Origin of the sequence: Cytobacillus sp. BC1816, assembly GCF_051353635.1 — a bacterium.
Taxonomy (GTDB): Bacteria; Bacillota; Bacilli; order Bacillales; family Cytobacillaceae; genus Cytobacillus; species Cytobacillus oceanisediminis_C.
The window spans coordinates 5,180,104-5,191,964 of sequence record NZ_CP195611.1 but is presented as its reverse complement, the minus strand read 5'-3'; the positions used below and the strand labels follow the sequence as shown (position 1 = coordinate 5,191,964).

The window sequence follows — 11,861 nt, the reverse complement described above, 5'->3', positions numbered from 1 at the left end:
TCACTTTTTTATAAGCTGGAGTTGTACTTAGAGGTAAGTTAGCAGGGTTAATGTGCCACAGAACGGAACGGAGCCATCTGAAAGGAACTGACCGGGGAAATAGTGTCTTTGGGCAGACGGGAGCCATCTGTGCCTTTGAACAGACCGGAATCCGTCCGAAAGGAACTAATCAAGCTTATAGTGTCAGAAATATAAGCCCACAGGATCCCCTAAAAATAAAGCACCTGATCTTTTTCAAAGATCAGGCACCGCGGGTTGCTCTGGATCAGGAAGCCCACCGAAACAGTTTCTTATACCAAGGTGTGTCGGGCTTCTTTTCCGGCTGCTTAGTTTTATTCTCTTCTTTATGGCTCAAGTGGTCTGTACAGTATTCCACAGGCTCTGTGCCTTCTGCGAAGTAGGTTAGGCGCTTGACCGGGCAGTTTTCCCCAGCAATTTTCCCGTTGGCTGGGTCAATGTAGACGCCGACTGTGTCTTTGGGCGCTTTGAATTCCTTGGCCGGCTTTCCTTTATGGGCTTCCTCCATGAACCGGATCCAAATGTTTTTGGCATAGGTTTTGTCAACGGTTTTTGTAATAACCTGGCCTTTGTCATAGCCGGTCCATACCGCTGTGACAAGCTGTGGTGTAAAGCCGGCCATCCAGCTGTCTGTTTCTGTTGAACCGGACTTGCCGGCATAAGGGCGGGTCATGTCGTTGATGACTGTGCTTCCCGTTACCTGGGCATAGCCGTTCAGTTTCCGGTCAAAAATGCCTGTCATCATATGGGTCATAACGAAAGCAAGGTCAGGCTTCAGAACCTTCATCTGGAATGGCTCCTGTTCATAGATGACTTCGCCTTTATGGTTCTCTACACGCTTAATCAGTACCGGCGAGATCTTTTTCCCTCCATTGGCAAACATGCTATAGGCGTTCGCAAGCTCAATGACTCTTATGCCGGATGTGCCGAGTGCAAGGGACGGCACCTTTGCCATCTCGGAGGTAATGCCAAATTTCTTGGCTGTATTGACAAGTGTCTCTTCTCCTAAAAATAAATGAGTCTTCACCGCATAGACATTGTCAGATAGAGCAAGGGCCTGGGCCATTGTGATATCGTCATCCGCATACTTGCTGTTGAAGTTATGCGGTGTGTAGTCTGGCGTACCGTCTTCAAACCGAAAAGTAGTCTGCTCGCTCCGGATTGGAGTGGAGGGGGTGAAGCCCTGCTCCAGTGCAGCATAATAGAGTAGAGGCTTTATCGTCGATCCGGGCTGCCTGACTGCCTGGACTGCACGGTTAAAGGGACTTGCCTCATAATCACGTCCTCCAATCATTGCTTTCACATACCCGTTTTTCGGGTTCATGGCAACAACTCCGACCTGAATCTCCGAGTCTTTTGAAATAAGCTTTTCTATTGTTTCTTCCGCGATTTCCTGCTCCTTCAGATTCAAAGTGGTATAAACCTTCAATCCGCCCAGTTCAATCGTTCGGTCATCCAGCTTCAGCTGTGTCTTAAGGGCATTGCGGACAGCGTCCTGAAAATACGGGGCTGTTTTCGATCTTGGATGCATGTGCTCCCCAACAAGCTCAAGCTCTTCTGCCGCCGCAAGATCTGCTTCTTTTTGGCTGATGAGCCCGTTCTTCACCATCGTCTGCAGTATCACTTTCTGACGCTGATCTGCTTTTTCTGCTGATGCAAGTGGCGAGTAGATGCCAGGACCCTTAGGGATGCCGGATAAAATCGAAGCCTCAGCCAATGACAGCTCACTTGCATCCTTCCCAAAATAGAACTGGCTTGCTGCCTGTGCGCCATAAGCTCCATTGCCGTAATAAATCGTATTTAAATAGCCTTCAAGGATTTCCTTTTTCGTATAATTCATCTCAAGCCTGATGGTATAAAAGGCCTCAAGCAATTTCCGCTTCCAGGTTTTTTCATGTTCAAGAAACAGGTTGCGGGCATATTGCTGGCTGATGGTGCTGGCGCCCTGAACTTTGGCCATTGCCTTTATATCAGCGAGGGCGGCACCTGCGATCCTTTTATAATCAAATCCATTGTGCTCGAAAAAATTCTTATCCTCTATCGAGACCGTCGCATCTATTAAATGCGGGCTGATATCATCGAGTGGTGCCCAATAGCGTTTTTGGCCGTTGTTGCTTTCACCGATAACCGTGCCATCATCCGAGAAAAATAAAGTCGATTGCGGAACGGCGAGCGGCGGCGGCCCCAAGATTTTGGCATATACCAGAATGCCTCCGATCATCACGGCGGCTAAAGCCATTCCTATTAAGCTAATAATGAGAACGGCACGCAAATATTTCATCGTTTTCCGAAAACGCTGATCCGTCATTAATTCCATATCAAGCACCCCCCATTTATCTGTTTCAAACATTTTTATAGTGAAAAGTTGATACAGCGCCAAGTGAACGAAAAGATAAAAACTGACCGATAAACTGTCCAAATTCACCGATAAACTAAAAATCTGACCGATGAAGATTCCCAAGTGGCCGATAAAATTAAAGTTGACCGATAAGTACAGCGAAGTATCCAAATAATTTTCCTAATAAGTGCTCTATGTATTCAGTATTGAAAAAACAGGGCGATTTTAAACATCTTTCTCTACTAATTAGCGAAATTTTTCTTGCAATTTTGCTAGATTCATCTATACTTTTTCTGTGTTTGTTATTTGCATGTTAGGGAAGTATAAAAGATGAAATGCTTTTTGCTGCTCTTTAGTGATAATTCATTTTTTTATGGAAGGAATGATTAAAGAATGGGACTTTGGTTTACAGAGAAACAAACGGAGAACTTTGGCATTACGATGAAGGTGAAGCGTACTTTACATACAGAACAGACAGAATTCCAGAAGCTTGATATGGTGGAAACAGAAGAGTGGGGCAATATGCTTCTTCTTGATGACATGGTTATGACTTCAATCAAGGATGAGTTTGTTTACCATGAGATGGTTGCACACATTCCTTTGTTCACGCATCCAAACCCTGAAAACGTTCTTGTTGTTGGCGGCGGTGACGGCGGTGTCATCCGTGAAGTCCTTAAGCACCCAAGCGTGAAAAAGGCGACTCTAGTGGATATCGATGGAAAGGTTATTGAGTACTCAAAAAAATTCCTTCCTGAGATTGCAGGCAAGCTTGATGACCCCCGCGTAGATGTACAGGTGGGCGACGGCTTCATGCACATTGCCGAAAGCGAAAATGAATATGACGTGATCATGGTTGACTCAACTGAGCCGGTAGGACCTGCGGTAAATCTATTCACAAAAGGCTTCTATGCTGGAATCTCTAAAGCCTTAAAAGAAGACGGCATCTTTGTGGCCCAGTCTGACAACCCTTGGTTCAAAGCGGACCTTATCCGCAACGTACAGCGCGATGTGAAAGAAATTTTTCCAATCACTCGTCTTTACACTGCGAATATTCCTACTTACCCAAGCGGCATGTGGGCGTTCACAATCGGATCTAAAAAATACGATCCATTAGAAGTAAGCGAAGACCGCTTCCATGAGATCGAAACAAAATACTATACAAAAGAATTGCATAAAGCGGCATTTGTATTGCCTAAATTTGTTGCAGATTTAGTGAAGTAATGGACAGGCTGCTTTTCAGAGCAGCCTTCTTGAATACATAAAAAGTGAGGGATGACCTTGGTTCGTTTTGATGAAGCCTATTCAGGCAATGTGTTTATTAAAAGCCATCCTAATTATGAGGAAAGCGAAGCGGTCATTTATGGAATGCCGATGGACTGGACAGTCAGCTATCGTCCGGGATCCCGTTTCGGCCCTGCCCGCATCCGGGAAGTGTCAATTGGGCTTGAAGAGTACAGCCCATACCTGGATCGTGAGCTTGAAGAGGTAAAATATTATGATGCCGGCGATATTCCGCTGCCATTCGGAAATCCGCAGAAAAGCATCGATATGATTGAGGAGTTTATCGATCAGCTTCTGGCGGAGGATAAATTTCCGCTTGGCATGGGCGGAGAACATTTGGTTTCCTGGCCTGTCATCAAAGCGATGTACAAAAAATATCCGGACTTGGCGATTATCCACATGGACGCCCATACGGATCTTCGTGTGGATTATGAAGGGGAGCCATTATCTCATTCAACGCCAATCCGCAAAGCAGCTGATTTGATTGGTCCTGGCAATGTCTATTCTTTTGGCATCCGTTCCGGCATGAAAGAAGAATTCCAGTGGGCAAAGGAAGCCGGCATGCACATTTCAAAATTCGAAGTGCACAAGCCATTGAAAGATATCCTTCCTAAGCTTGCAGGACGTCCGGTCTATGTAACGATTGATATTGATGTTCTGGACCCTGCCCACGCGCCGGGAACAGGCACAGTCGATGCAGGCGGCATCACATCAAGAGAGCTTCTTGCTTCTATTCATGAAATTGCCCATTCAGATGTTAAAGTCGTTGGAGCTGACCTTGTCGAGGTTGCGCCCATCTATGATCCATCTGAACAAACGGCCAACACAGCCAGCAAACTGATCCGGGAAATGATTCTTGGATGGGTGAATAAAAAATAAAGTGAAACTTCAATCAGTGGGGAGTTCTTTATCCCAAACTGATTGTTAGTTGAACCAATCGGGCCTTTACGGGCAGTTCGACCTCACTATACTCCATTCATTTTTCTGAGTCTTGAATGGGGAGGGAGACTTACAGTCTGTTAGACTGCGATAAACGGGGACCTCGGTCTCCGTTTTTTTGTGCATGAAACTTTTCCCTCCATTTTTCCGTATGAAAGGAAAGGAGGCTTTTGTTATGTATGAACATAAATTTGTTAAAGTGGAATTATCATCATTTAAGCTGACGCCTTCAGAGGATTATCACGAAATTGTCAGGGAGCACGAAAAAGAAGGCTGGGAGCTGGTGCAAATTTTTGCACCAGGCTTAAGGGGATACGGAAATCCATCTTTCTATGAGCTGATTTTTAAACGGCAGACTTCTGGGTTTTAATTACTGGAACACAAATCCCGGAGAGAGGGAAAGCGATTAAAAAAGCATAATCATTCATATATCAATGTAAAAAGGGTGAAACTGAATGTTTCATCCTTTTTTATTCGACAAAAATCGTGCGGTGCCTGTCTAGCTCCAGCGCATACCCCCTCGAGGTCACAAGCCAATCCTTCCAAAAAGGCAAAGGACGCCATTCGTGAGGCCCGTCTTGTGCTTGTTAGGGGGTGAGCAAGGTGCTTCCGCTTTTCTTACCGTCACCTCCTTGCACTTTCCCCAGCGAGTATTTATACTTATATAGTTATATAAGATGAAAAGGATGTGTTGCCGTTGTCCAGTCGCTCAGCGGAACAAATGCCTGTGAAGATTAATGTGAAGACAGATATTCGCAGTGGAGGCAGCAAAGAGACTTTTGAATTGACTGCTTTTGGCCGATACTATATAAAAGATTCTGCCCGGTTCCTTCAGTATGATGAAGTGATGGAAGAGGGAACAGTAAAGACGATCATAAAAATGTCCAATGCAGACGGACTGATTTTACGAAGCGGCGCCGTGAAAATGAGGCTCCCTTTCAGAATGAATAAAAAGCTCCGCGGCAGCTACGAGACGCCATACGGAGTGTTTGAGATGGGTACGGTGACCAAGCGGATGGTCCATCAATATGATGACAAATCTGGTGAAGGTTCGATTGATATTTTATACGATCTGAAAATGCAGGGATCCCAGGCAGGTACATATCATTTGGCGATTACGTTTGAGGAGGAGAACAATGAACATAGTTGAACAGGTGCAAGGCAAATTAAAGCAGGAAATTCAGGATGCCGTTGTTAAGGCTGGCTTGGCAGCGGAAGAGCAGATTCCTGATGTGATTCTGGAAATCCCGAAGGAAAAGGCTCATGGAGACTATTCCACGAATATGGCAATGCAATTAGCACGTGTGGCAAAAAAAGCGCCAAGAATGATTGCAGAGGAGCTTATTGCTCATTTTGACAGCACAAAGGCTTCTATTGAAAAAATTGAAATCGCAGGACCTGGCTTCATCAATTTTTACATGAATAATTCATATTTGACTGACCTGATTCCAGCCGTTCTGGAATCAGGGGATCAGTACGGAGAAACAACAGTTGGAAACAGCCAGAAGATTCAGGTCGAGTTTGTTTCAGCTAACCCAACAGGGGACTTGCATCTTGGACATGCCCGCGGCGCAGCTGTCGGCGACTCCCTATGCAATATTTTAGATAAAGCTGGCTATGATGTTTCCCGTGAGTACTATATCAATGATGCCGGCAACCAGATTAACAATCTGGCTCTATCGGTTGAAGCGCGATATTTCCAGGCTCTTGGCCTGGAAAAAGAAATGCCGGCTGACGGCTACCATGGCGAAGACATCGTCGGCATCGGCAAAAAGCTGGCTGATGAGTATGGCGATAAGTATGTAAATGCGGACGAAAAAGAGCGTTTTGACTTTTTCCGTGAATATGGACTGAAATATGAAATGGCAAAGCTGAAGCAGGATCTGGAAGATTTCCGCGTGCCATTTGATGTATGGTATTCTGAAACATCCCTTTATCATAATGGCAAAATCGACACAGCCCTTCAGGCATTAAAGGATAACGGCCACATTTACGAAGAAGAGGGTGCAACCTGGTTCCGCTCAACTGTTTTCGGTGATGACAAAGACCGTGTTCTTATTAAAAATGACGGCTCATACACATATCTGACTCCAGACATCGCTTACCATAAAGACAAGCTTGAAAGAGGCTTTGAAAAGCTGATCAACATTTGGGGTGCTGACCATCACGGCTACATTCCGCGCATGAAAGCGGCCATCCAGGCGCTTGGCTATGATCGTGAGGCGCTCGAAGTCGAAATCATCCAGCTTGTCCACCTGTACAAAAACGGCGAAAAAATGAAGATGAGCAAACGTACCGGAAAAGCGGTAACAATGCGTGACCTAGTGGAAGAAGTAGGACTGGACGCAACACGCTATTTCTTCGCGATGAGAAGCGCAGATACGCATCTTGATTTTGACCTTGATTTGGCTGTATCACAATCCAATGAAAACCCTGTTTACTATGCCCAGTACGCACACGCGCGCATTTCCAGCATCCTGCGCCAGGGTGAAGAGCAGGGCATGTCTGCCGAAGCTGCAGATTACTCCCTGATTCAGGCGGAAAAGGAAATCGACGTTCTGAAGAAAATCGGCGAATTTCCGCAGGCTGTCGGTGAAGCTGCGCAAAAGCGCATGCCGCACAGAATTACGAACTATATTTATGAACTGGCATCTTCTTTCCACAGCTTCTATAATGCTGAAAAAGTATTGGATGCGGAAAATCCGGAAAGAACCAAAGCCCGTCTGGCATTGATCAAAGCAGTTCAGACTACTTTGAAGAACGCACTGAAATTAATCGGCGTATCTGCTCCGGAAAAAATGTAAAACTCAAGGCTGGCACTTATTGGTGCCGGCTTTTTTCATGTTTTAGACGAAAAAAGGGGAAGCTAAAGGCATATGATTAAGGTTGTAAAACATGGTAAGCCATATTAGGAGGATCTCATGAAAATCGTTCTATTATCTATTCTTACAGGATTCGCAGTCGGATTTGTCTTTGCCTTCATGAAGCTGCCGATTCCCGCACCGCCCGCACTGCCTGGCATTATGGGGATTGTCGGCATTTACCTCGGGTTTAAAGCATATGAAGTGGTTCTGCCCTGGCTGCAGGGGATATTGAGATAGATTGAGAAAGGGTGTCCACGTTGGTTTTGGGCATCCTTTTTGTCTAAATGTGAACTCTGCAAATAAAACCTGAATTTTAGCAAATAAACCTTGGAAATCAGCAAACAATAGATGAAACTAACAAACAAATCAGGAAAAATGCAAAAAAACCTGGTACATCAGCAAATAAACCGAAAACCAGGCAGCAAAACAGGAAAACTTATGAGCAGACCCCCAAAAATTAGTCAGCAGACCCGGCAAATCACAACAAATTGATAAATTTAGCAAATAAGCTGTCCGAACCCGCAAGTAAATCAAACTAAACTCCGCATTTTACATCGGGACGAGCATATCATGGTAGAAACCCTTCCGGAAAGGACATGCCCGCCCATGAAGCCACAATTGGCAGCCTCTTTTTACGCAACCATTTCAATCAGTTTTTGGGGCGTCTCTTTTGTCTCCACAAAAGCTGTTTTGGATAAGCTGGATCCTTATACATTAATCATGCTCCGGTTTGCCATCGGGGCAGCTTTTCTGCTCCTTGTGCTTCTCTTGAAAAGATATCAGCTCCAGATTCCGCTCAAATATACTCCCCATTTAATTGTTCTCGGTGTACTCGGCGTTTTCATTCATCAGGTCATCCAGGTAACAGCTCTAAAGACGATAGACGCCTCATCTGCGGGGTGGATCATTTCTTTTTCACCTGTTTTTACCGTACTTCTCTCCATGATCTTCCTCCATGAAAAATTGACAATCCTTAAGACACTGGGCATTATAACGGCGGTTTCGGGGGTCCTCATGGTAACGGGAGCGAGAAGCGGACAGACGCTGGGATTTGCTTTAAATATAGGATATTTCCTCATGATCCTAAGTACACTGAATTGGGCTGTATATTCGATTTTAGTGAGGAAACTGCAAATTAAGCTTCCTTCCCTTGTGGTCACTTTTTATATGAGTTTGCTTGGATGCTTGTTGACCATTCCCTTTTTAATGAGAGATAGAGGATGGGAGAAGTTCCATCTTTTATCCGATTCTGAATGGTCTCATATATTGTTTCTGGGCATATTTGTGTCAGGGATTGGCTACTGGTATTGGTCCAAGGCACTCGAGGTTTTGGAAGCTTCCAAAGTATCAATGTTTATCTATATGGAGCCGCTATTTACCTTTATTGCGGCCATTCTATTGCTTGGTGAAAAAATTTTCTTCATAAGCATCATGGGCGGAATCATAATTATTATAGGAGTGATCATGGTGAATGGTCAGCTGAAATATTTTTCATGGAGGAAACGATAATCCACATTAAAGGGGGAGTCGTTTAGTGGCATTGAAGGAAAGGTTTAAAAACAGTTTGGATTCATTGAAATCACCTTCTGCAGAAGAACTTAGAAAGGCTTTGGCATCACTTGATATCAAACTTGGGGATTTGCTTCCTCACTTACAGCCGGCAGATGGAAAACCCTATTACCGCAAGCTGCTTTATCAAAATGATGAAGTGGAGCTGCTCCTCATGAACTGGTCGGAGGTCGAATGCGCCCCGCATGATCATGGAAATTCAAAGGGATGGATTCAAGTGTTAAATGGAGATTCGGAAAACACTGTTTTTGAAGTGAAGGAAGACGTCCCCGTTGAGCTCTTTACAGAGATAAAGTCCAAAGACTCCTTCTTTTTTGCTCCCAAAAAAGGTGTGCACAAAATGAAGAGTGCTGGCAGGGAACACCTTGTCACACTGCATCTGTATTCACCTCCGATTACGGGTATGAAGGTGTACGACCTTCAAAGGTGCGCTGCCTGTGTAGTCTCTGAAGACTGTGGTGCCTGGTGGCCTGAGGAGCTGAGACAGAAGGTTAAGGAAATTCAGTTAAAATAAAGGGGCGTTCCGATGTGGAACGCCTTCCTCATTTCCATTCTACCCCCGCCCCGCCAATCCTCTTCACCCCGCGGATGCTGCTGATATCCTCCGTCAGCTTAAGCGCAGCCTTGTCTTTTGCTTTAGCTTCAATCATAAAATCAATATCCCGGTTAAAGGTTTTCAGCAGATCGAGAAGCGGCCTGATGAAATCAATGTCAACATAGTCGGCATGGGACCGGAAGGCTTTTTCTGATTTGGGCGAGGAGATGTGGATTTTTGGCTTGAGGTCTGTTTTTTCCCACGTCTGAAAAATCTCAGGGAGAAGCTCATCCAGCGGGCGGGTGCCGAGGTTCGCCATATGGTGGTGATAATCGAACACAAGGGGGATGTTTTCTTTCTGGCAGGCCAGGAGAGTCTCATCCGTGTTATAGGTTTTGTCATCATTCTCGAGTGTCATTTGCTCTTTAATATGAGAAGGCAGCATCTTGAGATTTTCATGGAAACGGCGGAGGGTCGTGAGTTTGTCTCCGTAAGCCCCGCCAATATGGATATTAATGAGGCTCTCGTTTTCAATCCCCATGGCCTCGAACATCCGGTAATGGTATTCCATATCTTTAACTGCATTTCGGGTCACATCGTCACGAGGAGATGTGAACAGGGTGAATTGGTTAGGATGAAAGCTGACGCGGAGCCCGTGTTTTTTAATCAATTCACCAATTTCAAGCCAATTTTCCTTAAAGGGTGTGACAAAATCCCATAATACCTCCGGATGCGTGGCCAGAGGTACGATGGAGCTTGAGAGCCGATATAGCTGAATTTCATGGGCGATATTAAAATAAAGCATTCTTAACGTGTTTTGCAAATTCACAGCTGTGACGGCCTTCAGCTTTTCCAGCCTTTCTTCTTCAGGCAATTGCTGATAGCGGGTAAAAGTCAACGTTCTCGCAGGAGAAGCCTCCCACAGGCTGATGGCATGGGAAACATAGCCCAGTCTGATTTTCAATTTACAGCACCTTCTTTATGCTGGCCTTCTTTAAAGGAAGCTTGCCACAGACCGGGCAAGCATTTCTTTGAATGTCCGTAAAGGGTCCAGCCGGTTTAATTCTTTTAGCGTCAATCTCTTTGCATTGTCTATGTCTTTGTCCATAACAGACCTGATCTGCTTTATAAACTCTTTGTCATAAATAAAGCAATTGATTTCATAATTTAAAAACAGGCTCCGCTTATCAAAATTGGCTGTCCCAATATCGCTTATTTCATCATCGATGATGATCGCCTTCGCATGGTAAAAACCATTTTTGTATTCATGCACATAAGCTCCTTGTTTAATCAAGGTTCTTAAGTAAAGATAGGAAGCTTCTTTTACAAGAATATGATCAGTAATGCATGGGACAAGTATTTTGACTGATACCCCGCGTTCCAGGGCATGAATTAAATCCTGAAATAGCCTTTTGCCAGGAATAAAATAGGGAGTCCCAATCGTAATGCTCTTTTTCGCATTCCTAATTAAGGAGGAGAAGCTTTCTTCTAAAAATGCTCCTTTATAAGATGCGAACTGATGGCGATAATCTCCTGCAGGCTGCTCAGGAAAATAGACTTTGTTTGCGAGCAGGTCAGTCTTTGTTGCTTTATACCAATCGATTAGAAACTCTCTTTGCAGGTCCTCTACCCCTTCACCACGGAATTTCAAATGATAGTCACGCCAGGGACTCAGCTTTTTATCCTGGTTGATGTATTCTTTGCCAATATTAAAGCCTCCGCTGTAACCGATCTTTCCGTCAATAACGGTGATTTTCCGATGGTTCCTGGCCTGGAAAGAATAGAAGAGAAAGGGAGGCTTTGGCACATGTGCAAAAGAAAACTTAATGCCGCTGCTTTTAAGATCCTTAACGGTTTTTCGTTTAACCGGAAAGCTTCCGGCCCAGTCGAGCAAAAGGCGGACTTCCACTCCTTCTTTTGCTTTACCCTTTAAAATGGTTAAAAACTCCTTGCTGATTTTATCATCCTTCACAATATAAAATAAAACATGAATGTGCTTTTGCGCTTTTTTAAGCTCGGAGAATAAATCATCAAACAAAGAAGGTCCGTCTGCAAACAATTCCATATCAGACTGCCGGATGGGTAAGGCGGTCCGCTCAAGCTTTTTCATATGGCTTTTCCGGCCCCATGTAAAATCGATATAGAGCCATAAGAAGATAACGAGTAAAACGGCCATAATGATATTCCAGACAGTCAATGCAATCTTCCTCTCGACAGGATTTTCCTATTAGTATTTCCTGCAGCGCTTTTTCTATCATGGAATCTTCTCAAAAGGGGAGGACTTTTCACCTTTAAAAAGAATTTAATAAATGAAAAT

At 44.5% G+C, this 11,861-nt stretch carries 11 protein-coding genes; 8 read left to right on the top strand and 3 right to left on the bottom strand.

The window, feature by feature from the left end:
* Window positions 1-265 precede the first annotated feature (265 nt).
* The gene (locus tag ACR42H_RS26065) at window positions 266-2,335 is read right to left on the bottom strand and encodes a transglycosylase domain-containing protein (protein WP_436374202.1); all 2,070 of its coding nucleotides are present in this window, start codon (window positions 2,333-2,335) and stop codon (window positions 266-268) included.
* A gap of 414 nt (window positions 2,336-2,749) precedes the next feature.
* Here ACR42H_RS26065 and speE point away from each other — a divergent pair, with 414 nt between their 5' ends.
* The 8 genes from speE to ACR42H_RS26025 all read left to right on the top strand — a co-directional run bounded on the left by speE (window position 2,750) and on the right by ACR42H_RS26025 (window position 9,523).
* Window positions 2,750-3,577 (top strand): spermidine synthase, encoded by an 828-nt coding sequence (speE, locus tag ACR42H_RS26060; protein ID WP_009332318.1) that lies wholly within the window; start codon window positions 2,750-2,752, stop codon window positions 3,575-3,577.
* Between the two features lie 51 nt (window positions 3,578-3,628).
* Window positions 3,629-4,516, top strand: coding sequence for an agmatinase (speB, locus tag ACR42H_RS26055; protein ID WP_436374200.1), 888 nt, complete (start codon window positions 3,629-3,631; stop codon window positions 4,514-4,516).
* 235 nt (window positions 4,517-4,751) lie between these two features.
* Entirely contained in the window at window positions 4,752-4,946 is a 195-nt protein-coding gene (locus ACR42H_RS26050) for a DUF4177 domain-containing protein (RefSeq protein ID WP_113882391.1), read from the top strand.
* A gap of 327 nt (window positions 4,947-5,273) precedes the next feature.
* On the top strand, window positions 5,274-5,726 hold the full coding sequence (locus ACR42H_RS26045; protein ID WP_166672490.1) for a DUF1934 domain-containing protein: 453 nt from the start codon (window positions 5,274-5,276) through the stop codon (window positions 5,724-5,726).
* Window positions 5,713-7,380: an arginine--tRNA ligase gene (gene argS, locus ACR42H_RS26040; RefSeq protein WP_113882390.1), complete on the top strand. Its 1,668-nt coding sequence runs from the start codon at window positions 5,713-5,715 to the stop codon at window positions 7,378-7,380. The genes ACR42H_RS26045 and argS overlap by 14 nt, the downstream gene beginning before the upstream one ends.
* A gap of 117 nt (window positions 7,381-7,497) precedes the next feature.
* A complete protein-coding gene (locus ACR42H_RS26035; protein ID WP_113882389.1) occupies window positions 7,498-7,677 on the top strand; it encodes a XapX domain-containing protein in 180 nt (59 codons plus the stop codon).
* Between the two features lie 369 nt (window positions 7,678-8,046).
* On the top strand, window positions 8,047-8,949 hold the full coding sequence (locus ACR42H_RS26030; protein WP_436374197.1) for a DMT family transporter: 903 nt from the start codon (window positions 8,047-8,049) through the stop codon (window positions 8,947-8,949).
* Window positions 8,950-8,974: 25 nt separating this feature from the next.
* Window positions 8,975-9,523 carry a cysteine dioxygenase gene (locus ACR42H_RS26025; RefSeq protein WP_113882388.1) on the top strand — a complete coding sequence of 183 codons (549 nt, stop codon included), beginning with the start codon at window positions 8,975-8,977 and terminating at the stop codon, window positions 9,521-9,523.
* 28 nt (window positions 9,524-9,551) lie between these two features.
* Here the strand turns inward: ACR42H_RS26025 and uvsE are convergent, their stop codons facing one another.
* Together uvsE and cls are read right to left on the bottom strand one after the other, a co-directional pair.
* Window positions 9,552-10,508, bottom strand: a complete 957-nt coding sequence (gene uvsE, locus ACR42H_RS26020; protein WP_436374195.1) for a UV DNA damage repair endonuclease UvsE — start codon at window positions 10,506-10,508, stop codon at window positions 9,552-9,554.
* Between the two features lie 30 nt (window positions 10,509-10,538).
* Window positions 10,539-11,720, bottom strand: a complete 1,182-nt coding sequence (cls, locus tag ACR42H_RS26015; RefSeq protein WP_113882514.1) for a cardiolipin synthase — start codon at window positions 11,718-11,720, stop codon at window positions 10,539-10,541.
* Window positions 11,721-11,861 lie beyond the last annotated feature (141 nt).